The organism is Azospirillaceae bacterium, from assembly GCA_028283825.1.
Taxonomy (GTDB): Bacteria; Pseudomonadota; Alphaproteobacteria; order Azospirillales; family Azospirillaceae; genus Nitrospirillum.
In genome coordinates this window covers 475292-501666 of the sequence record JAPWJW010000002.1, presented here as the reverse complement: position 1 = coordinate 501666, position 26375 = coordinate 475292, and the positions used below count along the sequence as shown (strand labels likewise).

The window sequence follows — 26375 nt, the reverse complement described above, 5'->3', positions numbered from 1 at the left end:
TTCTTGCTAAAGCCCGGCCAACAGGGTCTCGACCTCGGCATCGGACAATTGCGCCAGCCGGGCGAGAAGCTCCTCCGGCTGGGGGCCGTCCAGGGGCGGCGGGTCGAACGCCGGCGCGGTGGCGGCGGAGCCCCCCTCGCCCGCCAGCCCGTCGATGGCGACGGCCAGCTCAGCGACGGTCGGCGCATCGAACAGGCGCCGCAACGGCAGATCCACGCGCAGCCGCTCGCGAATGCGGGAGACGACCTGGGTCGCCAGGAGTGAATGCCCGCCAAGGTCGAAGAAATTGTCCTGGACCCCCACCCGATCCAGCCGCAGCACCTCGGCCCACAGATCCGCCAGCACCATCTCGGTCGGCGTGGCGGGGGCGACGAAGTCCTGGTCCAGGTCGGGCCGCGCGGCATCGGGCGCCGGCAGGGCGTTGCGGTCCAGCTTGCCGTTGGGCAGCAGCGGCAGCGCGTCGAGCACGACAAAATTGGACGGGATCATATAGTCGGGCAGCGTCGCGGCCAGGGTACGGCGCAGGTCCGCGGTCGTCACCGTCAATTCCGGCCGCAGCGTCAGATAGGCGGCCAGACTGGCCCCACCCTCCTGGTGGTCGGGGCGCAGCACCACGGCGCAGTCGCGCACCGCCGGGTGGCGCAGCAGGGCGGCCCGCACCTCGCCCGGTTCCACCCGGAAACCCCGGATCTTGACCTGGTCGTCGGCCCGCCCCAGGAACTCGATATCGCCGGAGGGCGCATGGCGCACCAGATCACCGGTGCGGTACAGCCGGGCACCGGGCACCCCGGAAAAGGGGTCGGGGACGAAACGGTCCGCGGTCAGGTCCGGCCGGCCCAGATAGCCCCGCGCCAGGCCGATGCCGCCGATATAAAGCTCCCCCGGCCCACCCGGTGGAACCGGTTGCAGCCGACGGTCCAGAATGTGGGTCTGGACGTTGGCGATGGGATAGCCGATGGGCGGCAGCACCGGCCAGCCGGCCGGCGGCCCGGCCAGGGTGAAGGCGGTCGCCAGATGGGTTTCGGTCGGCCCGTAGTGATTATGCAGGCTGGCACCCGGCCAACGGGCGAAGAAAGCGGTGATGGCGGGGGTGAGGTGCAACGCCTCTCCGGCGACGATGACCTGCCGCAGCGCCGACAGGTCCACGGTGGCAGCCGCGTCGGCCACCGCCAACTGCGTCAGCACCACCGGCGGAATGAACAGGCGGGCGACCGCCCCCTCGGCGATGGCCCGCAGCAATTGCCCAGGTTCCAGCCGGGTGTCGTCATCCACCATGACCAGGGTGCCGCCGCCGCACCAGGTGGAGAAGATCTCCTGGAACGAGACATCGAAATTGGGCGAGGTGAATTGCAGCGTGCGCGCCTCGCCGGGCAGCCTGGAATGGGCCACCTGCCACTGCAACAGGTTGAACAGGGCGCGCTGCGCCATGGCCACGCCCTTGGGCCGGCCGGTGGAACCCGAGGTGTAGATCACATAGGCCAGCCGGTCGGGATCGGCGGCCGGGCCGGCGTCCGCCAGACTGCCGTCAGACGGGTTATGATCGGGTTCGGCCATGATGGCCGCCGCGTCCCGGCTGAACGACAGCAGCGGGACATCAAGCGGGGGCAGCGCGTCCCGCGCGTTGTCATCGCTGATGACCACCGCCATCCCGGAATCGCCGACGATGAAGGCCAGCCGCTCTCGCGGATAGGTGGGGTCCAGCGGCACATAGGCGCCACCGGACTTCAGCACCGCCAGCAGCGCCACCGCCAGGTCGGCCGAGCGCCGCAGGCAGAAGCCGACCCGGGTCTCGTCGCCGACACCCAGTCGCCGCAGGTGATGGGCCAGGCGGTTGGCCCGCCGGTTGAGGTCGCCATAGCTCAGCGTCTGGCCGCCGCTGATGACGGCCGCCGCCGCCGGTTGCCGGGCGGCCTGGGCCTCGAACAGGGCGGCGACGGTCTGGGCGGTGCCGTAATCATGGCTGGTGGCGTTCCATTGGCCAAGCAGGGCCGCCTCGGCCGGCGGCAGCAGGGCCAGCGCCGACACGGGCTGGTCGGGCGCCTGCGCCACGGCGCCCAGCAGCGTACGGAAATAACCGATCAACCGCATGATGCGGGCGGCATCGAACAGGTCGGTGTTGAACTCGATGGCGGCCGTCAGGCGGGGCCCCGCCTCGGTGATGAACAGGGTCAGGTCGAATTTCGCCGTCCCGGCGACCGGCTGGGAAATGAAGTCCGCATCGGCGCCGCCCGCGTCGGCCGCCGCCGCCGCGACCTGATGGACGAACATGACCTGGAACAGGGGATTGTGGCTGGCATGGCGGGGCGGCCGCAGCTCATGCACCAGTTTCTCGAAGGGCAGATCCTGATGCGCGTAGGCCTCCAGCGTCACGTCGCGGACGTGGCGCAACAGCTGGCGGAAACCGGGATCACCGGCAAACCGCACCCGCAGCACCAGCGTATTCACGAAGAAGCCGATCAGTTCCTCGATCTCGGCACGGCCACGGTTGGCGATGGGACTGCCGACCACCAGGTCGTTCTGGCCCGTATAGCGGTGCAGCAGCGCCGTGAAGGCCGCCAGCAGCACCATGAACACGGTGGCGTTCTCCTCCCGGGCGATCGCCTTCAGCCGGGCCGTCACCGCGTCCGGGAGGGCGAAATGGATGCTGGCACCACGGAAACCCTGCGTCGGGCCGCGCGGCCGGTCGGCGGGAAGTTCCAGCAGCGCCGGCGCCCCGTCCAACTGCCGGCGCCAGTACCGCATATGGTCGTCCAGCACCCCGCCCGTCAGCAATTGGCGCTGCCAATGGGCGAAATCCCCGTACTGGATCGGCAGGTCAGGCAGGGAAGAGGGCAGGCCGGCGATGTAGGCGCCATAAAGCGCGGTCAATTCGCGATACAAGATCTCGGATGACCACGCATCGGAAACGATGTGGTGCAGGGTCAGCAGCAGGTAGCGGGCGGCGTCGCCCACCGTCACCAGGGTCGCGCGCAGCAGCGGCCCGGTCGCCAGGTCGAACGGCCGCGTGGCCTCCAACGCCACGATCCGGTGGAATTCGGCATCCCGGATACCGTCGGGCAGTCCGCGCAGGTCGATCTGCGGCAACGGGATGTCCAGTTGTGGCACCACCGCCTGCATCACCGCGCCCTCGATCCGGACGAAATGGGTGCGCAACGCCTCGTGCCGCCGGACGATTTCGTTAAGGGCGCGGGCGAGGGCGCCGGCGTCCACCGGCCCCTGGAAGCAGTAGTTGTTGGGCAGCAGATAAACGGCGCTGCCGGGATCGAATTGGTCCAGGAACCACAGCCGCTCCTGCGCGAAAGAGGCGGGGAACAGGAAACTCCCCTCCCCCTCCGCCTCGAGCCCCACCGGTGCCGGCAGGGCGGTTTCGGTGCCCCCGCCGGCGATGGCCAGCGACGCTAAGGATCCGGTCATCTCGTGCTTCTCCCTCGTCGCGGGCGTCACAGGGGGGGCGGGGCGGCACCGTCCGGCGGTGCCGGCGGCCCCGGGCGATGGGCGACGCGGGCCCCCCGCACCAGGGCCGGCCCCGCCGGTCCCTTGGGCATGGCGGCGATGGCGGCGGCCAGCCCGGCAATGGTCGGCACCTCGAACAGCTGGCGCACCGACAGATCGACGCCGAAGGTCGCGCCGACGCGCAGGATCACCCGTGCCGCCAGCAACGAATGCCCCCCCAGGTCAAAGAAATTATCGTGGATGCCGACCTGGACCACCCCCAGGAGGCCGGACCATATGCGGCACAGTTCCGCCTCCACCGGCGTCGTCGGCGCCACGAATTCCCGGGCCAGGTCGGGGCGCTTGCCCATCGGCCGCACCAGCGCCTTGCGATCCACCTTGCCGTTGGCGGTCAGGGGGATGGCGTCCAGCCGGATGAAATAGCTGGGCACCATGTAGGCCGGAAGTTTCCGCGCCAGGAAATGTTTCAGATCCTCCAGGGCGATGCGGCGGTCGGCGACGTAGTAACCCACGAGCGCCGTCTCGGTCTTATCCCCGTCCCCATCCCATTCGTAGCCGATCTCGGTCAGGATGCTGGTGACGTTGGCGACGTCGATCTGCTCGTCCAGTTCGGCCAGCGCCGCGTCCCGCGTCTTGTGGCCCAGGCGGACATCCCAGCAATAGGGCAGGGCATAGTTGTGGAAACCCCGCGTCTTCTTATGGACATAGATGCCCACCTCATTGATGAGGCAGTTGGTCGACCGGCCGGTGTCCATGGGCCGGCTCCAGGGCACCTGGGCCTTGATGAAGCGATAAAGCTCGTCCAGCTCCACGTCGCAATAGCGATAGAAATCGATGATCTTGACGATCTCAAAGGTCGCGTCGTCCTGGAAGATGCGGACGTCGAGCGACCGGGAAATGACGTCCTCGGCCCGGTGATAGAGTTTCCGGGCATCCAGGACCATGCGGTCGATGGTGTCGGGATCGAAAACGTTGTTCTGGTACAGTTCGGCCAGCCGCGTTTCAAAGAGCTGGCCCCGTGACAGGCCGGTCACGATGCAGGGTATGCCCCTTTCCTTGGCCAGGTTGATGGCGATGGTGTAGATGGTCTTGAAACAGCCGTTGCAGACGTTGCTGTTGCGCCGCAGGCTTTCGGCGAAGATATCGCGCATGAACGGCGTTTCGCCGAAGACGTGATCGACGCCCAGCGCCCCCACCACGCGGCGGATGTTGTCCTTCGCCTGCTCCGACAGGTAGCCGTTGTCCAGGGTGAAGGCCAGGACCCGCATGCCCATGGCCACGACCCGGCACAGCACATAGGTGCTGTCCTTGCCGCCACTGTACAGCACCATGCAGTCGTAGTCGCCGCGGCTGCGGGCCTTGGCCTCGGCGAACAGCCCGCTGAGATCGTCCATGGGGCGGAAATAGGCTTTGGCCTTGTCCCGATAGAACTCGAAGTTGTGGCAATGGTTGCAGACGCCCTCCCCGTCGAAGCTGACGCCGGGATAGTTGGAGGGCAGGCCGCAGCGCGCGCAGTAGGTCGGCGCAAGCGGCCGGTCCCCGCCCCCGACCTTGCCGTGATGGACGACATCGACCACGCATTCCCGGACCGCGGGATGGGCGGCCAGCGCCGCCTCGACCTCGCCCAGTTCCACCCGCGCGCCCCGGATCTTGACCTGGTGGTCGGCGCGGCCGAAATATTCCATCACCCCGGAGGCGCGCCAGCGGGCGATGTCACCGGTGCGATACATCCGCGCGCCGGCATGGAAGGGGTCGGGCAGGAACCGTTCGGCCGTCAGCTCCGGCCGGCCCAGATAGCCGCGCGCCACGCCGTCCCCGGCGATGAAGATTTCGCCGCGCGCCCCGATGGGCACCGGGCGCAGCGCCTTGTCCAGCACATAGAGCCGGACGTTGCTGATCGCCCGGCCGATGGGGACGGCGCCCCCCCGGTCGGCGGCGGGGTCGAAGCGATGGATCATGCAGCCGACGACGGTCTCGGTCGGCCCATATTCATTGAATATCTCGATGTCGCCGCGGAAAACGCCGTTCAGCGAACCGCATAGCGCCGTCTTCAGATCCTCGCCGCCCAGGATCAGCTTGCGCACCCGCGGGGCGCGGATGCCGGCGTCGCGGACCAGCTGCAGGTGGGCCGGGGTCAGCTTGATGATATCGACCGCGTCATCCTGCATCACCGCCAGGATCGACGGCGTGCCGCCGGCGCCGTCGTCAGGATAGACGACGATGCTGCCCCCCGTGATCAACGGCACGAAGATCGAGGTCACGGTCAGGTCGAAGGTGATGGGCGAGAACAGGGGAAAGGCCAGACGCCGGTCATCCAGATAGGCGCCCGCCGCCCAGTGGCAGTAATTGACCACCCCCTGGTGTGGGACGATGGTGCCCTTGGGCTTGCCGGTGGTGCCGGAGGTATAGAGGATGTAGGCGGCGTCGCCGGGGCCGACCGGCAGCGCCAAATCCGCCCCCTCAAGAGCCTCCAGTTCCGGATCATCGACGGCGACGACGGTGAGGGGCGGGGCGCCTTCCAGGTGGCGCAGGCGGGGGGCGTGGTCCGCCCGGCTGACCATCAGGCGTATGGCGCTGTCGCCGGCGACAAGGGCCAGCCGGTCGTCAGGCCAGGCCGGGTCCAGCGGCAGATACGCCGCCCCCGCCTTCAGAATTCCCAGGATGGCGACCAGCAGATCCGGCGACCGTTCCATCAGCAGGCCGACGGCGACGTCCGGGCCGGCACCCAGCTGGCGCAGCCGCCGCGCCAGCCGGTTGGCACGGCGGTTCAGGTCGGCGTAGGAGAGCACCCGGCCCCCCTGCCGCACCGCCGGCGCATCGGGGGTGCGGGCGGCCTGCTGTTCGACCAGGGTGTGAATGCCCGCTTCCCGCGGATAGTCGGCCGCCGTGTCGTTCCAGTCGCCGACCAGTTGCCGGTGTTCCATGGCCGTAAGCAGGGGGACATCGCCCACCGGACGTTCCAGGTCGGCCACCGCCGCCTGGGCGACCTGGTGCAGATGGCCGGCGAAACGGTCGATCGCGGCGCGACTGAAAAGATCGCGGCGATACTCAATCCGCGCCGTCAGGTCGCCGTCCCGCCCGGCGAAGCGGATGATGAGGTCCAGGTTCAGCGGCGGAAGTTCGCCATGCAGCCCCGCCAGGGTCAGCGCGACCGCGAACAGCGGGAATGGCCCCGACGCCGGCAGTTCCAATTCCTTGACCAGCCGCGAGACCGGATAGTGGTCGTGGTCATAGGCCTGCCGCAGGTTTTCGCGCATATCGGCCAGAAGCCGGCGCACCGGCATGGCGTCCGTCACCCCGGTCACGACGGTCACGGCGTTGACGCCGTCCAGGGCGGGGGTGCCCAGGGCGATGGTCCCGCTGCCGGTATGGCGATGCAGGCAGAGCGCCACCACGGTGGTGAGATAACTGAACAGCAGGAAGGGCGATCCCTTGGTGAGGCGCGCGAGGGCCGGTGACCCCAGGCCCTCAAGGATGACCGCGTCCCATGGCCTGGCGGTGGACGCCGGCGCGGTTCCATCCTGGGACCCGTCCTGGGGCAGGGTCGTCGGGGTGATGCCGGCGGGAAGCGTGTCCAGCCAATAGCGTCGCGCCTCGTTCAACTGCGCGTCGAAAATCAGCTTGTCTTCCGTAACCATGCTCATGGGACGGTCCTCAGCTTGATGGCGTCAGTTCGAAATCGAAGGTTTCTTCCAGCCGGCCGCGTCTGTGTTCCCGGCCGGCGGCGGACGGGACGGCGGCCTCGAGCGGGATGTCCAGGATCGGGCGATCCGGCGTGGCGACGACGCCATCAAGCAGGGTCACCAGATGCGCCGCCATGCGCGCGATGGTCGCCGCGTCGAACAGGTCGACGTTGTATTCGAACGAGGCCGCAAGGCCGGCCCCCGACGGGCTCATGAACAAGGCCACGTCGAACTTCGCCGTGCGCGCGGCCACCGGCGCCGGGTCGGCGGCCGGCGGCGGCGATGCCCCTTGCGGCGGCGCCGCGGTTTGGGCCGAAATGTTCTGCAGGGCGAACAGCACCTGGAACAGCGGATGCTGGCTGAGGCGCCGCTCCGGCCGCAATTCACCCACCAGTTTCTCAAACGGCAGATCCTGGTGGGCGAACCCCTCCAGCGTCACGGTGCGGACCCGGCGCACAAGGTCGCGGAAACGGGGGTTGCCCGACAGGTCGGTGCGCAGCGCCAGGGTGTTGACGAAAAAGCCGATCAACCCCTCGATGTCGACCCGGTTGCGACCGGCCGTCAGGGTGCCGACCACGATGTCCTCCTGCCCGGACCAGCGGTAGAGCAGCGCCTTGAAGGTCGCCAGCAGCACCATGAACAGGGTGGCACCTTCCTGCCGCGCCAGGGCGGTCAGGGCGGCGGTGACCTCGGGCGCGACATTAAAATTGTACTGGGCCCCGACAAAGGTCTGCATGGGCGGACGGGGCCGGTCCGTGGGCAGGGCGAGGATGGCGGGGGCGCCGGCCAGCTGTCCGCGCCAATAGTCCAGCAGGCGTTGAAGCACCGCACCGGACAGCCAGTGCCGTTGCCAGTGGGCGAAGTCCACATATTGGATCGGAAGCTCCGCCAGGGGTGAGGGCTGTCCGGCGTAATAGGCCTGGTAGAGCTGGGTCAACTCGCGGGCGAAGATGGCCATCGACCACCCGTCCGACACGATGTGGTGCATCGTCACCAGCAGGACGTGGTCGGCGTCGCCCAGCGCGACCAGGGTCGCCCGCAGCAATAGGCCCGCGGACAGATCGAACACGGTGCCCGCCGCCTCCATGACCAGGCGCTGCAATGCGGCCGGCCGGGCGTCGGCCGCCAGCGGCCGCAAATCCACCATGCGCAGGACCGGCGCCGGGGGCGGGTCGATGCACTGCGCCGGCTGTCCTTCCCGCACCACGAAGCGGCTGCGCAACACCTCGTGCCGGCGCAGGATCTCCTGCAGGGCACGCTCCAGCGCCTCCACGTTCAGCGGGCCGGAGAAGCTGTAGACCTCCGGTATGTTGTAAGCGGCGCTGTAAGGCTGAAGCTGATCCAGGAACCAGAGCCGTTCCTGGGCGAAGGATAGGGGGAAGACGTCGCGGTCGCGCGTCAGCCGTGTGATGGCGGCCGACGTGCCCGCGGTCGACGCCTGTCCGGCGCGGGCCGCCTGCAAGCGGCTTTGCAGCAAGGCCCGTTGGTCCACTGAAAGATTGGAGAGGCGGGCGGCGAGGTCAGCCATTCGGCATCGTCCCCGCCGCATCCGTTCCACCCCCGACCGGACGGCGCAGCGAAGCCGGTCGCATATCAACCCAGACCCGCGAGATATGGGCCAGGCAGTCGGCCTTGATCGCCGGCCCGGTCACCCCCCGCCAGCCGCTGGGCAGGTCGCGACCGGTTGGCCAAATCGAATATTGTTCCTCGTCGTTGACCACCACTAGGTACAACGCCGCGTCGTCGTCATCGTTCGGCATGGCAAATGCTCCTGCAACGCGTTGGTTGCGCGGGTACCGATTCCGGCGCCCGCCCGGCGGCGCCCTTCCGGCACCCGGCCCCGGTTGCGGACGGTTGGGGCCGGGCGTCCTCAGGCGGGCGCACAGCGCCTAGTGACGGGTGCGCCGCTGCCATTCCTCGTGAATGCCATTGAAGACATTCTCGAAAGCGCCATAGACGCGGTTGTAGATGGCCTCGAGTTCCTGCCGACGCGCGGCCAGATCCGGCGCGCCGGCCAGGGAGTCAATGGCCCAGCGGCTGTGGCCGTCTTCGTCATTTTCCAGCAGCAGGTGGATCATCAGATAGCCGTAGGCGCGCGTGGGGATGTCGTATTTGCGGAAGCCCTGGTCCAGCCCTTCGATCAGGACCTGGGCGCAATCCTCAAGCCCCAGCTGGGCGGCGCGATGGACAAAACTGTCGTTGGTGGAGAAATAGCCCATCAGGATTTCGTCGAACGCACGCGACGTCTGGTTGGGCTGGCTGGAGGCCAAGTCCTCGACGCTGACGCCGAAGTGCTCCGCCCAGCGCAAATAGTGCGTGAGGTGGTTGGTCTCGCCACCGGACTCCGTATCGAGAAAACGCAGAAGATGCCCAATGGTGTCGGTATCTTCCGGCTGCGCGTTCAATATGCCGGCCGCCAGCATGCGATATGATGTTTTCACGATAGAGTAATACTGAAGAAAGAAATCCCGCATCTCGTCCTGATTCAAGGCCCGGTCCTTGAGTTCGACGAAGAACGGAATACGCAACATGCGCCGCGCATCGACACGCTGCCGAATGGCTTCGATCTGGTCGATTTTCAACCCAGCGGCGTTGTTCGGCAGAACTTCCGCAACAGACATGGCTTCCTCCTTTAAAAGGTTCATTTGCCTGCAGAAAATGAAGATAAAAATCGGCAAAGACTTGCCGACATGCAGTATTTTTTATTAAAAAATGAAACACATACCAATATAGATTCATTTTTATATGAATACATTATGCAATATATAAATATTTTATGACAATCAGAACCATCAGTGCGCCTTGGATAAACCACCGGCGCCGCATGTAATATGATTGAGATTCGGATTCCCGAAATGACCCATACGGTCATGATAAAAATGGGAAATCAGGCCGGAAAGGCGTGCGTACCACTTACAGGCGACATCTACTGATCTCTCAGTACGTATCACGCATTCGCTTCAATATTTTGGAAGCTTCCGAAAAGCCGGACGTAAATGGAACAATAAGCGGGATCGGTCAATGCCACCCATGCTTCGCGGTAAAATCGCAGGTTTATTTTTGAGAGTCAAGCTATCCTATAGCGGGAGAAATTATTAACCGAACGTCCGAAATGATTGCGACCATCAGGGAGGTGACCCACCTGCGTGTCAGGGGGCGCGTCCGGAATCCCCGTGGTGCGGTGCTGCGGACGTGCCGTTCGCCATGGCATCCGCCCCATCCGGCGGTTGCGATCTTCACCAAGGTGGCCCGCAATTTCCGGGATTCCACCTCGGCGCCCACTCAAATGCTGGACGCCCCCTCAAGCGGGTTGCCCGTATTCCGCCTTGTAAGTCATGGCGGCGATATGGGCGGCCACGTCGGCCGGACGCGGACAACGGGCCAGGCCCTGGTCGAAAATATACTCCGCGACCTTCGCCGCGACATGGACCGAGGCTTCGAAGATCCGGTCCTGGGCCGGATAGATCAGCCCGATGTCGAGGTTCTCCCCGGGAACCTGCTCGGCCACGGCCTTGGCCGCGATGATGAACATCTCCTGGGTCACCCGCGTCGCCTCGGTCGCGTAGACGGCAAGGCCCATGGCGGGGAAGATGTAGACGTTGTTGCCCTGCCCCGGCGTGAAGCTGCGGCCATCGACGGTGAGCGGCGGAAAGGGGCTGCCGCTGGCGAAGATCGCCCGGCCCCCTGACCACTGATAGGCCTCCCGCGCCGTGCATTCCGAACGGGAGGTGGGGTTGGTGAAGGGGAATATGATCGGCCGGTCGTTGATCGCCGCCATGGCGGCGATGACCTCCTGGTTGAACAGCTTCGGCACGGTGGACACGCCGATGATGGCGGTCGGTTTCAGCGCCCGGACGGCGTCGGCGAAGGCCCCGACCGGCGGATGGTCGATGGCGAACGGCTTCTGGAAATCCGCCAGGTCGTCGCGGGCGGCCGTCATCAGGCCATTGACATCGAACAGGGCGTTGCGCGCCCGCGCCTCATCCAGCGACAGCCCCTCCAGAACCATGGCCTGGCTGATCAATTCGGCGATGCCGGTGGCGGCGGATCCGCCGCCGCAGAACAGGAAGCGCTGCTCGGTCAGCGCCGTGCCGGTGAGGCGCAGAGCGCCGTAAATCCCCGCCAGGGCCACAGCGGCGGTGCCCTGGATATCATCGTTGTAGGTGCAGACCTGGTCGCGGTAGCGGTTCAGGATCGACACGGCGTTGAAGTTGGCGAAATCCTCCCACTGGATGCAGCAGCGGGGATAAAGGTCCTGCACGGCCGCGACGAATTCATCGATGAAGGCATCGTAGGCCGCGCCGCGCACGCGCGGCTGGCGCAAGCCCAGATAGAGGGGATCGTCGATCAGGCTCTGGGTATTGGTGCCGACATCCAGGGTCACCGGCAGGCAGTATTCCGGAGGGACGCCGGCGCAGGCGGTGTAGAGGGCCAGTTTCCCGATGGGGATGCCCATGCCGCCGACGCCCAGGTCGCCAAGCCCCAGGATGCGTTCGCCGTCGGTCACCACGATGAAACGGACGTCCTTCTGGGGCCAGTTGCCGAGCAGCGTCCGCAGCCGGCCCTTGGCGGTGATGGGCAGGTAAACGCCGCGCGCCGCGCGGAATATGTGATCAAACTTCTGGCAGGCCTCACCCACCGTCGGCGTGTAGACGATTGGCATGAAGCGTGCCGGATCGGACATGAGCACGGCGAAGAACAGGGTCTCGTTGCGGGATTGCAGGTCTGACAGCACGAGATACTTCTGCAGGTCGTCCTCCACCCGGTCGAGTTCCGCGCGGATGCGGGCGACCTGATGTTCCAGCGAACTCACCGCCGGCGGCAGCAGCCCTTCCAGCCCGTAGTGCTGGCGCTCCGCCTCGGTGTAGGCGCTGCCGCGGTTGCGCCTGGGATCGCGAAGCAGCGGCCAACCCATGGTCCCGCCTGATCCTTGTCCATTCATCACGACCTCCATTGGTTGGGATGTACCCCGTCCCGGGCACCCCGGGCGGCTTTTGCCACCGCCCGGGCGCCGTTCGATCCGGCAGGCCGCCTACTTGGCCGCCGCGTCCTCGATGACCGACGCCACCGCCGACGATTGCGACAGCATGATCATATGGCTGCCGGAAACGGTAGTGGTCTTGGCGCCGATGGTCTTGGCCATCTGGGCCTCAAGCGCCGGGGGGATGGCCCGATCCTGCGAAGCGACGATGTACCAGGACGGCTTCGAATGCCAGGCGGCGACGGTGACGGTGCCGCCCAGGGCCTTGACGTTGGTCGGCGACTGGGTGGCCAGCAGAAGAAGCTTCTCGGCCGGCGTCACATCCTGGGCGAAGTCGTCGTACACACCCGTCTTGGTCAGCTTCAGGAAGCCCTGGGCATCGGGCCGGACCTCCGCCCCCATCGGGGCGGGCGGGACCGCGGCGCTGACGCTGCCGGCGGATTGCCCCGCGTCGGGCGCGAAGGCGGCGACATAGACCAGGGCTGAGACCTTGGGATCGCTGCCGGCCTCGGTGATCACGGCACCGCCGTAGGAATGGCCGACCAGGACGACCGGGCCGTCCTCAAGCGCGATGGCCCGGCTGACCGTGGCGGCATCATCGGCCAGGGAGGTCAGCGGCAGCTGAACCGCCGTCACGTTCAGGCCCTTGGCCTTCAGGATCGGAATGATCTTGGACCAGCTCGACCCATCGCCCCAGGCGCCGTGGACGAGGATCACGTTCTTGGCGGGCTCGGCTGACGCGACGGCGGGTGCCGCCGCCATGCTGAAGAAGGCCGCCGCGGCGAGGCACAGGTTGCGAAGGTGGTGGGGGGCGCGCATCGGGTCGCTCCTGATGATGAGGCGTTGCAAGACGCCGGACGTCGGCGCGCCTTCTAGATCGGCCGACGGGGCCGGGCGCGCTGGTAGGTTCTGACTTCTTTTGAACAATCGCGGCGCAAGAATTTTCACGCGGGCCCGGCACCGGCGACGCCAATACCGCGCCACGATTTCACAATTTCGCATCCCTTCTTCAAGGTCCGGCCGGCCGGCCCCGGTACCGTGGCGGCATCTTAACAACCACGCATCGCCACCCTTGAACCCGTAGGCGCCCCCCTCGGGCCCCACAGACCGGAACCGATGTTCGGAGGATAGAATGTCTGCTGATTTTGAGACGCTGACGCTGGAGGACCAGGGTGCGGCACTCTTCGTGACGATCGACACGCCGCCGATGAACCTGCTGGGGCCGGCGCTTGTGCGTGACCTCGTCCGGCTCATCACGCTGCTGGATCGGGGCGAACCTTACAAGGTCGTCGTCTTCAAAAGCGCCGATCCCGACTTTTTCATCTCCCATGTCGATGTGACCCAGATCGCGGCCTATCGGCAGGAGGCCGCCAAGCTGACCGGCGAGGCCTCGATCGCGCTGCTGTTCCGCCGGCTGGCCCAGACCAAGGCGGTGACCATCGCCCAGGTGGAGGGCCGGACGCGGGGGGCGGGCAGCGAGTTCGTCCTGAATTGCGACATGCGCTTCGCCGCGCGGGGCCGTGCCTTCTTCGCGCAGAACGAGGCTGGCCTCGGTCTTGTCCCTGGTGGTGGCGGGGCGCAGCACCTGGTCCGGATGCTGGGCCGTGGCCGGGCGCTGGAGGTGATGCTCAGCGCGGCGGATTTCGACGCGGACCTGGCCGAACGCTACGGCTGGGTCAACCGCAGCTTCGCGCCGGATGAGCTGGAACCGTTCGTGAGGGCCCTCGCCCTTCGGATCGCGCAGTTCCCCACCGCCGGCCTGGCCCTGGTCAAGGAGCGGGTCAACGCCATCTCCCTGGCGCCGATCGAGGATTTCCGCCGTGACTCCGATCTTTTCGGCGACGGCGTGAAGGTTCCGGAAACGCAGCGCCGCATCCAGGCCGCGATGAAGCGCGGCTTTCAGACCCGCGAGGCCGAGATCGACCTCGGCGACATGTTCCCCTCCCTTTCCCTGAACCAGGAGTAAGTCGATGCCGAAAATCACCAAGCATGATGTCAAAATCCCCGCCGAAGGCGGCGTGGAACTGGCGGCGTGGCTCTACCTGCCGGATGCGCCGGGCCCGCTTCCCGCCGTCACCATGGCCCACGGCTTCGGCGGCACGAAATTTCACGGGCTCGACCGCATCGCGATGGCGTTCGCCGAGGCGGGACTGGCCGTCCTGCTGCATGATCACCGCGGTTTCGGCGACAGCGGGGGCGAGCCGCGCCAGGATATCAATCCCTGGCAGCAGATCACCGACTGGCGGCGCTGCATCTCCTACCTGCAGGCCCGTCCGGAAATCGATGAGAACCGGATCGGCCTGTGGGGGACCAGCTTCGCCGGCGGGCATTCCATCGTGCTGGGCGCGACCGACCGCCGGCTCAAGGCGATCGTGGCGCAGGTCCCGACCATAGACGGGCACGAAGCCGGCCTTCGCCGCGTTCCCGCCGAGGCGGTGGCCGATCTCGAAGCCCGCTTCGCCGCGGATGACCGGGCCCAGCTTCGGGGCGAACCGCCCGCGACGCAGTCCATCGTCAGCGAGGACACCACGAAGGCGGCGTCCTACAAGGCGGCCGACGCGGTCAGCTTCTATCTGCAACCGGTTCCGGACGGCATTTGGGAAAACAAGATCACCGTGCGGTCCAACCGCTGGGCCCGCATGTACAGCCCGGGCGACTTCGTCGACCGCGTCTCACCGACGCCGCTGCTGATGGTGGTGGCCGCGCACGATCACATCGCCGTGACCGACCTGGCCTTGAAGGCGTATGAGCGCGCGCTTCATCCCAAGAAGCTGGTGATGATCTCGGGCGGCCACTTCGATCCCTATCTCGACGAATTCGCGGCCGCCTCGCAAGCCGCGGTCGGGTGGTTCAAGGAACATCTGTAGAAAATCCCCCTGCCCTCTCGCCGTCCGCCGGCCAGGCCGATGGCGAGGGGGCAGCGCTCAGGCTTGCCCCATCAAACCATCCGTCCCGTCGGTGTGGCCGGAACCGCGGTTGCGGCGCCAGACGGCCGGCGTCAGTCCGGTAAGGCTGGAGAACACCCGGGAGAAATGGCTGGTGTCGGAGAACCCGAGGCGGCCGGCGATCTGCGACAATTCCTCATTATCGGCGGCAAGCGCCAACTTGGCCTGCTCGATCCGCCGTTCGGTAAGCCACCGGTGGGGGGGACGGCCGGTGTTGTTGCGGAAGGCGCGTGAGAAATAGCTGGGCGAGAGGCCACATTGCGTGGCGATCTCCGCCAGACCGACGGGCCGGCCAAGGTTGGCTTCGATGAAGTCCTTGGCGCGCCTTTCCTGCCAAGGCGCCAATCCCCCCCGCCCCCGCCCGAGGCCACGTGGATCGCGGGGCGCGCCCGCATAGGCCAGGGTCAAGCGGCTGCAGACCGCCAGCGCGATCTGATCCAGGACCAGCTGGTCCGTCGGATCGCCCCGTTCAATCAGCGGCGCCGCGGACACGGCCAGATGATACAGGACCAGATCCTTGGTCCCGAAATCCGGACGCCTCAGACCGTCGAGAGGCGGCGTTCGCGCCGGTTCGGCCAGTTCATCAAGCGTCTCCTTGGTCACGTAACACCGGACAAAATCGAAAGGTCCGTTGAAGCGGACGCCGGGGACGGTCTCGAGATGACTGATGATCACCCCACCGGCGGCCACGCTCTGGGGGGCCAGTACCCGGCCATTGACCTTCATCGCCAGCTTCGGGGATGGCTGCAGGAAGATCGAGATCGCGTAGGCGTCCTGCGCTTGCGTCGGTTTGGTGAACTCACCGGTGCCATGGCCGCGGATCAGGCTGAAGCCGATCGGCGCGGAGCGCCCGACGTGCGAGACCAGGGAAGGGGCGTGGACCTTGAACTTGTCACTGATGCTACTTTCATAACTGCTCCTGGCGCGCATGGGCTTTGGTCGTCCCGATGGGCCGGCAGGACGCCGGCACGTGAACCTTGGCCTTATGGATAAGGACGACCACGCCGCCTGGATTGTGGGCTTCCGCCCCTGGATGTCTGAACCGCACCTGATTTCGCTCCTCGCAATCTGGGGGTAAACCCGCCTGCGGGGCCTGACGCCCCGGTGAAAACGGGGCGCTACCAGATTTTTACAACCCTTAACTCAGGACGGGCCCGTGATCGGTCTTAACACTGATCCGGCCGGCGAAGACGGTGGTCGGTGCCGTTGCCGCCGGCACTTCGTTCTGGACGACATTGGGTTCTGGGAGAGACTGGCATGGTCGCGCGGCAATCCACCCAACGATTGGGACGGGACTTTTTCCACCTTCGGGCGCCCGCTGACCTGTTCACGGAAATCCCCGGCGACCGGCCGCGCTTTGGCAGCGCCAACGCCAGTCTCGTGCTTGATCTTCAGCGTCGGGAAATCCCCTCATGCCGGAGTGTGGTCGATGGCGTGACGACACCGATCATCCCGTTCCCGGCGGGAAGCCAGGCGCTGGTTCGCCTCGCCACCGGAACCCGCCACCCTGTCGGCGCGGGCGGCGACGCGGTCAACCTTCTGCTACCCAGGGAGACCTTCGACGCGATCACCGATGAGCATGGCGTTCCCCGCCTTACGACACTGGAGGTCAAACCCGGAATCGCGGCCGAGGATTCGGTGATGCGCCATTTGGGGGCCAGCCTGAGCTGCGCTGTTGAGCAGACCAGGACGAACAGCCAAACGATCGTCGATCACATCGCGTCGGCGTTGAACCTCCATATCGCCCAACGATACGGGGATTTCTCCCTTCCCCCCCGCGCTGAGCGCGGCGGGTTGAAGCCATGGCAATTGCGCCTGGCGCGAAATGTCTTCGAAGAGCATCTGGGGAACGTGGTGTCGATTGATACCGTGGCGCGGGATTGCGGCCTCTCGACCAGCCATTTCTCACGGGCTTTCGCCTGCAGCACCGGCCTGCCGCCTTACCAATGGCTCATCCAAAGGCGGCTCAACCACGCCAGGGATCTCATGCTGCGGGACGATACGCCGCTCGCTCAAATCGCGGTCGCGTGCGGCTTTTCCGATCAAAGCCATTTCACCCGGGCGTTTACGGCGGCCATCGGACTGGGTCCCGCACAGTGGCGGAAACGCCGCCGGCATTTGGAAACCGCGCCAACAGCGTCCTGAACCCCGACAGGCCGGGCAATCCGCCTGCGGCGGTCCCGTCCGGATTTTCATTTGACCTTGGAGATTCCGTAGGCACCTACTAATATCATGCCGACCCTGGGCGCGGGCGGGAAATATCCGATGCGCCACCGGGCTGCTCAACGCGGTGGTGGATGCCATGAACATCAAGGGTCAAACCAAAGGGGCCAGCCGGCGCGGCCTTCTGGCTGCCGCCGGTGCGGCGCTTTGCCTTCAACTCCTGCCGAAGCGAATGGTGGCCGCGGTGATCAGGCCGGCGATCGGCGATTGGGGTTTCGACATCAGGGGCATGGACCCGACGGTCAGGCCGGGCGACGACTTCTTCCGCTATGGCAGCGGTTCGTGGCTGAAGGACACCCGGATTCCAGCGGACCGCGCGTCGTGGGGGCCGTTCTTCGCCCTGCGCGCAAAGGCCGAGGCCGATGTGGGGGCGATCCTCGATGATCTGGTCCGGCAGCCCCACGCGCCGGGCAGCCCGGAGCAGAAGATCGCCGACTTCTACACCGCCTATCTCGACACGGCCGCGATCGAAAAGGCCGGCCTCGGCCCCATCCAGGCGACCCTCGCCGCGATCGCCCAAGCCGGGTCGCATGAGGACATCGCGCGACTGATGGCGCGCGTCGACCTCGGCATCGGCGGGCCCTTCTCGATCGACATCTGGGCCGACGACAAGGACCCCGGCCGCTATACCGTCAACGTCAGCCAGGCCGGCCTGGGCATGCCGGGCCGCGACTATTACCTGAACGCTGAGGCGAGCTTCACCGGCGCACGGGACAAGTATCGAAACTATATCGAAACGGTGCTGTCGCTGGCCGGTGAGCCCGAGCCGGCATCGGCCACGGCGTCGATCCTGGAGGTCGAGACCGCCATCGCCACCCTGCACTGGCCTGCCGAGAAGCGGGGCGACCGCAACCTCACCTACAATCCGAAGACGCGCGCCGGCCTGAAGGCGCTGGCGCCCGAGTTCCCCTGGGATGACGTCTTCGCGACGCTGGATATCCCGGACGATCACGACCTGTTCGGCGCCAAGCAGCCCGACGCGATCCAGGGGCTGGCGAAACTGTTTCGCGCCATCCCGGTCCGGACATGGCGCAACTATCTGACGTTCCATTGCCTGAACGCGACGGCGGACCTGCTGCCGCTGGCCTTCGACGACCTGGCGTTCGATTTCAACGGCCGCACCCTGTCCGGGCAGCCCCAGAAGCGGGAACGCTGGAAACGCGCGACCACGGCCCTCAATACGGCACTGGGGGAGGCGGTCGGTGAACTCTACGTCCGCCGTCATTTCAGCGCCGACGCCAAGGCGCAGATGGTCGCCCTGGTCGGAACGCTGCGCATGGCCTACCGGACGCGTATCGTCCAGGCCGACTGGATGGCGCCGGCGACCCGGCAGGCGGCGCTGCGCAAGCTCGACAAGCTGCGGGTGAAGATCGGCTATCCCGACACCTGGCGCGACTATGCGACGCTGGAGGTCCGGGCCGGCGATCCGGTCGGCAACCGGGCCCGCGCCAGGCTGTGGGAGTGGCGGCGCAAGGCCGGCCGTCTGGGCAGGCCCACGGATCGGGACGAATGGGGCATGACGCCCCAGACGGTCAACGCCTACTACAACGCCTTCTTCAACGAGATCGTGTTTCCGGCGGCCATCCTGCAGCCGCCCTATTTCGACCCGGCCGCGGACGCCGCGGTCAACTATGGCGGGATCGGCGGGGTGATCGGTCACGAGATCGGTCACGGCTTCGACGACCAGGGCGCCAAGTCGGATGAGAACGGCGTGCTGCGCGCCTGGTGGACCGATGAAGATGTCACCCGCTTCCGCGCGCGAGCCGATGCCCTGGCGGCGCAGTATTCGCGCTATGAGCCCCTGCCCGGCCTGCACCTCAAGGGCGCCCTGACCCTGGGCGAGAACATCGGCGACAACAGCGGGCTGAGCATCGCGCTGGATGCCTATCGGATCTCGCTTGGCGGCAGGCCGGCGCCCGTCCTCGACGGCTTCACGGCCGAGCAGCGCTTTTTCCTCTCCTGGTCGCAGACCTATCGCGAAAAGGTCCGCGAGGCCCAGTTGCGACAGGACGTGATGACCGATCCCCACAGCCCTGCCGAGTTCCGCGTCAACGGCGTCGTGCGCAACCTGGATGCCTGGTACGACGCATTCGCCGTGCGGCCCGGCGACAGGCTCTATCTCGCCCCGACGGAGCGGGTGCGCGTCTGGTGACCCGTGGTCTTGAGAACCCGACCGCCTGATAGCCTTGCCGGAAGGGGAAGCTGTCAGGGTATAACCGTCTCTGTACAGGGCGAGGCGAACGCCGGCCTTCGTGCCAGGATGTCGGCCCAATAGCTTCGTACCAAGAAACGGGCACCACGGGAGGGGAAGGCATGGAATCAACGGCGGAAGCCTATGCCGCGCGCCGCATATCGGCGGAGGATGCCGTGCGGCTGATCCCGTCAGGATCGCGCATCGCCATGGGCCTGGGTGTTTCCCAGCCGCCGGCGCTGCTGGCGGCCCTGGGCGCCCGGGCGGGGACAGGGGAGGTCGGCGACCTGTCGCTTTATTACCTGCTGGCCTTCAAGAACGCTGCCCCCGTCCTGCGGTCGGATCTGCGCCACCGCATCCGGCCGGTGAGCCTGTTCCACGGCGCCATCGAACGCGCCCTGGACAAGGAGGCGGGGCCGCTGGGCCTGCCGCCGGTGGACTTCATCCCCACGGCGTTCAGCCAAGCGCCCGATGTGCTGAGCCGGCAGGTGGACGCCGACGTGCTGCTGACCACCGTGTCGCCGATGGACGAAGACGGCTGTTTCAGCCTGGGCACCAACACCGACTATGCCCTGGCGGTGTCACAGACCGCCCGCCAGGTGATCCTGGAGGTCAATCCGGCGATGCCGCGCGCCCGGGGCAACTGCCGCATCCCGCTGGAACGCGTGACGGCCCTGGTGGAAAACCCGGTGCCGCTGCTGGAAATCCCGCCCGCGAAGATCCGGGAGAACGACACCATCATCGGCAAGCTGATCGCGGATTTGGTGGAGGACGGCGCCTGCCTGCAGATGGGCATCGGCGCCCTGCCCGACGCGGTGTGCGCCGCCCTGCACGACCGGCGGCACATGGGCATCCACACCGAATTGATGACACCAGGCCTGGCGGAACTGATGCGCCGGGGGGCAGTGGACAACAGCCGCAAGGCCATCCACACCGGGCGCACGGTGTTCACCTTCGCCATGGGCGACCGGGCGCTGTACGACTTCCTGGACGACAATCCCGCCATTGAGGCCCAGCCGGTCGATTATGTGAACAACCCGGCGGTGATCGCCCGCAACGACAGCATGGTCTCCGTCAACGCCACGCTGGAGATCGACTTGCAGGGCGCCTGCAATTCGGAATGCCTTACGGGCTGGCAGTACAGTGCCGCCGGCGGGCAGCTGGATTTCGTGCGCGGTGCCTCCGCCTCCAAGGGCGGCAAGTCCATCATCGCCTGCCACGCCACGGCGGCAGGCGGCACCGCGTCGCGCATCGTGCCCCGCCTGAGCGGGCCGGTGACGACGCCGCGCAACGACGTCCAGTACGTCGCCACCGAATACGGCATCGTGAACCTGCGCGGCCTGACGCTGGCGGAGCGGGCCCGGGCCCTGATCGGCATCGCCCATCCCGACTTCCGCGAGGGGCTGGAGCGCGCAGCATACGCCACCATCCGTGAGTGACGGCCCCAACGCCCTGCCGATCCTGGGCGAAAATCTGGCCCGCAAGATTTCTTGGGAAAAATCCGCCGGCGGAATCGTCTTAAGTGATGGGGCATCAAGCTTGCGTCGTAATCGCAGCCTTGGACCCCGCCTGGATGAGGGAGAGCGGATGTGAGCGGTTGGCAGGAAATCGAAGGCACGGGCACCCAGGCGCACGCACCTGGCCGGGCGCACGGCATGTCCGCCAGCAGCATCCGCACCTGGGGGGCGGTCCACAAATGGACCAGCCTGGTCTGCACCCTGTTCCTGCTGGTGATCTGCCTGACCGGCCTGCCGCTGGTGTTCCGGGATGAGATCGACGGCTGGCTGAGCGACGATCCGCCCTATGCCACGCTGCCGGCCAACGCCCCCTTGGCCAACATCGACGGCCTGGTGGCCAAGGCGCGGGCGCTGCACCCCGACCGCATCGTCACCTCCCTCTTCATGGATGATGACGAGCCCAAGGTGGTGGTGTTCATGACGCCATCGTGGCCGGCCTTCCTGGACCCGGACAACCGCACCTGGGTAAAGTTCGACAGCCGCACCGGCGACGTGCTGGCGGAATCGCCGCCGCCGGGCCAACAGAAGTCCGACTTCCTGTCCATCATGCTGAACCTGCACATGGATTTGTTCGCCGGCTTGCCGGGTGAGCTGTTCATGGGTTTCATGGCCCTGCTGTTCGTCGTCGCCATCGTGTCCGGCGTGGTGCTGTACGGTCCCTTCACCCGCAAGCTGGACTTCGGCACCGTGCGCACCCGGCGGACACGCCGCGTGCGCTGGCTGGACCTGCACAACCTGCTGGGCGTCACCACCCTGGCCTGGGCCCTGGTGGTGGGCGCCACCGGCGTGATGAATGAGCTGTCCACCCCCCTGTTCGGCCTGTGGCAGATGACCGACGTGCGCGCCATCCTGGCGCCCTGGCAGGGCAAGCCGTCGCCATCCGCAGAGGAACTGGCGCCGGTGGAAACGGCGCTGGCCAACGCCCGGGCGGCCCTGCCCGGCATGGCGACCACCAGCGTGGTCTTCCCCGGTTCCCCCTTCGGCAGCCCGCAGCACTACGTCATCTGGACCAAGGGCGACACCACCCTGACCAGCCGCCTGCTGACGCCGGTGCTGGCCGCCGCGCGCACCGGCGCGGTGGACGTGGTGGCGCCCATGCCGTGGTACTTGCGGGCACTGGAGGTGTCGCGCCCGCTGCACTTCGGCGATTATGGCGGCATGCCGCTGAAGATCCTGTGGGCCCTGCTGGATGTGGTGACCATCATCGTCCTGGCCAGCGGCCTGTACCTGTGGATCGCCCGCCGTCGCACCGGGGCCGGGGCGGCGGATGCGGACGGGGCCGCCCTGAACTGAGGCGGCCCCGGAACAGTTCCCATAGCAGCGGCATGAGATTACCACTCATGCCGTAGGCCCCGACGGGGCCGCCGGAAGTTTCCGGGGAGCGTAGCGGACCGGAAACTGAGGAAGCCCAGCGGCCGGATGGCCGCGCCCGGCGATTGAGGAGATCTTAGATCAAGGCGCCAGCCAGGGCTGGGCGACGACGACGATGCCCAGGGTCAACAGGGCGATGCCGATCTCACCCACCACGCCGACGATGAAGGGATAATAACCCTGCTTGCGCATCTCCCGCAGGTCGGTGCGCAGGCCCACGCCGGCGAAGGTCAGCAGGAAGGCCCAGCGCGACAGGTTGGCGATTTGGGCGGACTGCCCCTTGTCGAACCAGCCCAGGGTGGCCAGCAGGGACACCAGCAGGAAACCCAGCACGAACTTGGGGAACTTGGCCACCAGGAAGGCGGCCTTGTTCTGGACCACGCCCGCCTGGCCCTTGCCCGCCCAATAGGCGGCGTAGCCCAGCACGACGAAGCCGATCATGGCGTTGCGCGTGGTCTTGGCCAGCACCGCCACCTTGGAGGCGCTTTCCGACCACAGGGCGCCAGCCGCCGTCGCCTCCGCCGTGTTGTCGATGCCGAGGCCCGCCCACAGGCCATAGGCCTGGTCGCTGAGGCCCAGGGCGTGGCCGATCAGGGGGAAGGTGAACAGGCTGATGGCGCCCAGCGCCAGGATGGCGGCGATGGCGAACGAGGCATCCTCATCCTCCGCCTCGATCGCCCCCTTGGCGGCGATGATGGCGGAGACGCCGCAGATGGAGGAGCCGATGGCCAGCAGGCTGATCAGCTTGGGCTTCAGCTTGAAGGTCTTGCCCAGCCAGGTCATCAGGATGATGGACAGCGACAGTTCCAGGGCCACCGCCACCAGGCTGACACCCCCCAGCTTCAGCACATCGCCCAGCAGGAAGCGTACGCCCAGCAGGACGATGCCGACCTTCAGCCAGAACTCATAGGTGTCGATGCCGGCCTTGAAGATGCGGTGCACGCCCACCGTGTTGGCGACGACCAGGCCGATCAGGATGGCCCACAGCACGTATTCGAAATTGGGCAGGGCCAGATGGTTCGCCTTGCCGTAGGCGGTGATGCTCTGTTCGATGACCTTGCCGCCGTAGCCGATCACGGCCAGCAGGGCGATGCCGGGCAGGACCTGAAGACCGCGCAGGGGCCCGCGTTCAACCCGGTCCAGGGTAATGGCGGTCATCGCGCCCTCACCACGGAATGGCGGGCAGGACGCCCGACTTGGCCAACAGCACCAGGGCCATGGCCGCCACCACGGACAGCACGTCCAGGTTCAGCCAGCGGGGCACAGCCCCGCCCCCGTTCTTTTCTACATCACCTGACATGGTATTCCCCCGACTTCAGTATTTCGGCGGTCCACCGCACGATCCCCGCTGGCGGCCGCCCTATCCGAAGGCGATACGGTTCCGTCCGCGCGACATCCTGTCAATGTGAATAATTTATATTTACCGATTTATTTTGTTATTATTCACACATCACAACCTGACCGCGCAGGGTGCCCGGTATCCGCGCAGGGCGGCGGAAATCCTGGCGATGCCCGATGGGGCAACGGGTGCAGCCGCAGGGTCGAGGATGTGCGACATGCGTCAAAACATCGCAGGCGCGTCGCTCAGTCGCCATAGGCGTCCGGCCCGAAGGAGGGTGCGCCGGGACGGGCCACCACCGTGGGCGGCAACTGGTCAGGGTCGGGCTGCTGCAGGTGCATCACGACGCAAGTCCGGCCCTGGGCATCCACGGCGACCTCCGCCGGGCGCGGATGGATCAGGGCGACGGCCAGCGGCAGCAGGATGAGGGCGAGCAGGGTCAGGGCCGGCAGCGCGCGTTCAGGCGCGCCGGCGGCGCGCACGGGGCGGCCGGTCATGGCGGTTTCTTTCAAAGGGTGTGTTTTGGGGGGCGGCGCGCCGGCCCCGGGACGAAGGGCCGATGCGGCGACCCTCCGTCCCGGGCGAAGATTGGCAAAGCGTGCCCTTGGCAACAATGCGTAATGCGCGCAGTCTGCCTTCGCCAACGGCGAAGGATGCGCCCCCCATGCAATTCGACCTGACCGACCTTGCCCTGTTCCGCCATGTGGTGGAGGCCGGCAGCATCACCTGGGGGGCGGAACGGGCGCACCTGGCGCTGGCGGCGGCCAGCACCCGCATCCGCAATATGGAGGTGTCGCTGGGCGCCACCCTGCTGGACCGGGGACGGCACGGGGTGACGCCCACGCCGGCGGGCCGCGCCCTGCTGGCCCATGCCCGCACCATCCTGGACCAGGCCGACCGCCTGCGGGAGGATCTGGGCGTCTATGCCGGCGGGGCGGCGGGCACGGTGCGCATCCTGTGCAACACCAACGCGCTGACCGAATTCCTGCCCGAACTGCTGGGCGGCTTCCTGACCGCCCATCCGCTGGTGACGGTGGATGTGGAGGAGCGGCTGAGCGATGAGATCGTGGCCGCCATCGCCGACGGCACCGGCGACATCGGCATCGTCGCCGGCACGGTGGAGACGGGAGATCTCGAGACCCATCCCTTCCGCCGCGACCGCTTCGTCCTGGTGGCCGCCCCCGGCCACCCGCTGGTGGATCCGGCGCGCCATCCCGACGGCCAGCGCGACACCGTCACCTTCGCCGAGGTGCTGGACCACGACTTCGTCGGGCTGGATCGGGCGTCCGCCCTGCAACGCTTCCTGTCGGAACGGGCGGCCCGCGCCGGGCGGCGCATCCGCCTGCGGGTGCAACTGCGCAGTTTCGACGCCATCTGCCGCCTGGTGGAAGGGAACGTCGGCATCGGCATCGTGCCGGAGACGACGGCCCGGCGGGCGGCCCGCACCATGGACATCCGCTGCGTCGCCTTGGCCGACGCCTGGGCGGAGCGCGACCTGAAGGTCTGCACCCGCGGCAACAGCCATCTGCCCCGCTTCGCCAAACTGCTGGCCGACCATCTGCTGGCGCCCCAGCGGCAATAACCTTGAGGAGAGACACGCCCATGCGCCCACGCGCCATCCTGCGTACGACCATCCTGTCCGGCCTGCTGGGCCTGGCCATCACCGGCGCCCACGCGGCCGACGCGCCGCCGGACGCGGCATTGGCGCAGGCCGTGGCGGCACCCACCCGCACGCCGAAGTTCGTGGCGCGCGACGGCGCCCGCCACCCGGCGGAGGAACTGGCCTTCTTCGGACTGGCCCCCAAGCAGACGGTGGTGGAGATCAGCCCGTCCGGCGGCTATTGGACGGAGATCCTGGCGCCTTACTTGGCCGACCACGGCACCTATTACGCCGCCGGCGCCCCGCGTGGCACCGACGATGCCGAGGCCAACCGCGACAACGCCACCTTCGACGCCAAGCTGGCGAGCGACCCCGCCCGCTTCGGCAAGGTCAAGGTGACGGAATTCGGCAAGGGCCACCTGGACATCGCCCCGCCGGGCAGCGCCGACCTGGTGGTGACCTTCCGCAACCTGCACAACTGGATGGAGGAAGGTTACGCGGACGAGGCCATGGCCGCCTTCTTCCGCGCGCTGAAGCCCGGCGGCATCCTGGGCATTGAGGACCACCGCGCCAGCGAGGCCCAGCCCCAGGATCCGAAGGCAACCAACGGTTACGTCCGCCAGGATTACGCCATCGCCCTGGCCCGCAAAGCCGGCTTCGAACTGGTGGCCACATCGGAGATCGACGCCAACCCCAAGGACACCAAGGATTGGCCAAAGGGCGTATGGACCCTGCCGCCGTCGCTGGCGCTGAAGGACCAGGACAGGGACAAGTACCTGGCAGTGGGCGAGGCCGACAACTTCGTGCTGAAGTTCCGCAAACCCCTAAAATAGAAGCTGTTTACGAACGGCTTCGTCGCGTAATCCCGGCCCGCCGGCCGCGTCCCCCACGCGGTTGGTGAGTCGGGTGGTACCCCGTCAAACCATCATCTGATCGGGCAATGAACAGTTTGTCGCAGCCTAAGGTCATAGGCCTTAGGAAACATCGTTTCATTTTTTGATGCTGTCACTTTTCTGCCATTACAAAGATTGTGGTAAATTTCCCACACCCACCGGTTGAAGCGCGGCGTTAC

General features: G+C 67.0%; 19 protein-coding genes. 8 read left to right on the top strand and 11 right to left on the bottom strand.

All coding sequences use genetic code 11. The features are described 5' to 3' along the window. Positions 1-6: 6 nt before the first annotated feature. The 7 genes from PW843_10930 to PW843_10900 all read right to left on the bottom strand — a co-directional run bounded on the left by PW843_10930 (position 7) and on the right by PW843_10900 (position 12936). Positions 7-3414 (bottom strand): amino acid adenylation domain-containing protein, encoded by a 3408-nt coding sequence (locus PW843_10930; protein ID MDE1147118.1) that lies wholly within the window; start codon positions 3412-3414, stop codon positions 7-9. Between the two features lie 26 nt (positions 3415-3440). Further along, the gene (locus PW843_10925) at positions 3441-7097 is read right to left on the bottom strand and encodes an amino acid adenylation domain-containing protein (protein ID MDE1147117.1); all 3657 of its coding nucleotides are present in this window, start codon (positions 7095-7097) and stop codon (positions 3441-3443) included. Positions 7098-7107: 10 nt separating this feature from the next. Next, a complete protein-coding gene (locus PW843_10920) occupies positions 7108-8664 on the bottom strand; it encodes a condensation domain-containing protein (GenBank protein MDE1147116.1) in 1557 nt (518 codons plus the stop codon). Then, positions 8657-8896: an MbtH family protein gene (locus tag PW843_10915; GenBank protein ID MDE1147115.1), complete on the bottom strand. Its 240-nt coding sequence runs from the start codon at positions 8894-8896 to the stop codon at positions 8657-8659. Before PW843_10915 ends, PW843_10920 begins: the two co-directional genes overlap by 8 nt. 129 nt (positions 8897-9025) lie before the next feature. Then, positions 9026-9757 carry an iron-containing redox enzyme family protein gene (locus PW843_10910; protein MDE1147114.1) on the bottom strand — a complete coding sequence of 244 codons (732 nt, stop codon included), beginning with the start codon at positions 9755-9757 and terminating at the stop codon, positions 9026-9028. A gap of 680 nt (positions 9758-10437) precedes the next feature. Next, positions 10438-12051, bottom strand: a complete 1614-nt coding sequence (locus PW843_10905) for an NAD-dependent malic enzyme (GenBank protein ID MDE1147113.1) — start codon at positions 12049-12051, stop codon at positions 10438-10440. A gap of 117 nt (positions 12052-12168) precedes the next feature. Beyond that, positions 12169-12936, bottom strand: coding sequence for an alpha/beta hydrolase (locus PW843_10900; GenBank protein ID MDE1147112.1), 768 nt, complete (start codon positions 12934-12936; stop codon positions 12169-12171). Positions 12937-13249: 313 nt separating this feature from the next. Here PW843_10900 and PW843_10895 point away from each other — a divergent pair, with 313 nt between their 5' ends. Together PW843_10895 and PW843_10890 are read left to right on the top strand one after the other, a co-directional pair. Further along, the gene (locus tag PW843_10895) at positions 13250-14083 is read left to right on the top strand and encodes an enoyl-CoA hydratase/isomerase family protein (protein ID MDE1147111.1); all 834 of its coding nucleotides are present in this window, start codon (positions 13250-13252) and stop codon (positions 14081-14083) included. A gap of 4 nt (positions 14084-14087) precedes the next feature. Continuing rightward, positions 14088-14984, top strand: a complete 897-nt coding sequence (locus tag PW843_10890; GenBank protein MDE1147110.1) for an alpha/beta hydrolase — start codon at positions 14088-14090, stop codon at positions 14982-14984. 57 nt (positions 14985-15041) lie between these two features. Here PW843_10890 and PW843_10885 read toward each other — a convergent pair whose 3' ends face one another. Next, positions 15042-15992, bottom strand: coding sequence for an AraC family transcriptional regulator (locus PW843_10885; protein MDE1147109.1), 951 nt, complete (start codon positions 15990-15992; stop codon positions 15042-15044). A 327-nt stretch (positions 15993-16319) separates the two neighbouring features. Between PW843_10885 and PW843_10880 the strand changes: the two genes are divergently transcribed. The 4 genes from PW843_10880 to PW843_10865 all read left to right on the top strand — a co-directional run bounded on the left by PW843_10880 (position 16320) and on the right by PW843_10865 (position 22286). Beyond that, the gene (locus tag PW843_10880) at positions 16320-17207 is read left to right on the top strand and encodes an AraC family transcriptional regulator (protein ID MDE1147108.1); all 888 of its coding nucleotides are present in this window, start codon (positions 16320-16322) and stop codon (positions 17205-17207) included. Between the two features lie 157 nt (positions 17208-17364). Then, positions 17365-19437: a M13 family metallopeptidase gene (locus PW843_10875; GenBank protein ID MDE1147107.1), complete on the top strand. Its 2073-nt coding sequence runs from the start codon at positions 17365-17367 to the stop codon at positions 19435-19437. A 161-nt stretch (positions 19438-19598) separates the two neighbouring features. Then, positions 19599-20915 (top strand): acetyl-CoA hydrolase/transferase C-terminal domain-containing protein, encoded by a 1317-nt coding sequence (locus PW843_10870; protein ID MDE1147106.1) that lies wholly within the window; start codon positions 19599-19601, stop codon positions 20913-20915. 150 nt (positions 20916-21065) lie between these two features. Continuing rightward, positions 21066-22286 carry a PepSY-associated TM helix domain-containing protein gene (locus PW843_10865; protein ID MDE1147105.1) on the top strand — a complete coding sequence of 407 codons (1221 nt, stop codon included), beginning with the start codon at positions 21066-21068 and terminating at the stop codon, positions 22284-22286. A gap of 159 nt (positions 22287-22445) precedes the next feature. Here the strand turns inward: PW843_10865 and PW843_10860 are convergent, their stop codons facing one another. The 3 genes from PW843_10860 to PW843_10850 form a co-directional block, all read right to left on the bottom strand. After that, positions 22446-23522: a putative sulfate exporter family transporter gene (locus tag PW843_10860; protein ID MDE1147104.1), complete on the bottom strand. Its 1077-nt coding sequence runs from the start codon at positions 23520-23522 to the stop codon at positions 22446-22448. A gap of 7 nt (positions 23523-23529) precedes the next feature. After that, positions 23530-23664 carry a hypothetical protein gene (locus tag PW843_10855; protein MDE1147103.1) on the bottom strand — a complete coding sequence of 45 codons (135 nt, stop codon included), beginning with the start codon at positions 23662-23664 and terminating at the stop codon, positions 23530-23532. Positions 23665-23948: 284 nt separating this feature from the next. Next, positions 23949-24200 carry a hypothetical protein gene (locus PW843_10850; protein ID MDE1147102.1) on the bottom strand — a complete coding sequence of 84 codons (252 nt, stop codon included), beginning with the start codon at positions 24198-24200 and terminating at the stop codon, positions 23949-23951. 167 nt (positions 24201-24367) lie between these two features. Here PW843_10850 and PW843_10845 point away from each other — a divergent pair, with 167 nt between their 5' ends. Together PW843_10845 and PW843_10840 are read left to right on the top strand one after the other, a co-directional pair. After that, the gene (locus PW843_10845; protein ID MDE1147101.1) at positions 24368-25285 is read left to right on the top strand and encodes a LysR substrate-binding domain-containing protein; all 918 of its coding nucleotides are present in this window, start codon (positions 24368-24370) and stop codon (positions 25283-25285) included. 20 nt (positions 25286-25305) lie between these two features. After that, positions 25306-26136 carry a methyltransferase gene (locus PW843_10840; protein ID MDE1147100.1) on the top strand — a complete coding sequence of 277 codons (831 nt, stop codon included), beginning with the start codon at positions 25306-25308 and terminating at the stop codon, positions 26134-26136. Positions 26137-26375 lie beyond the last annotated feature (239 nt).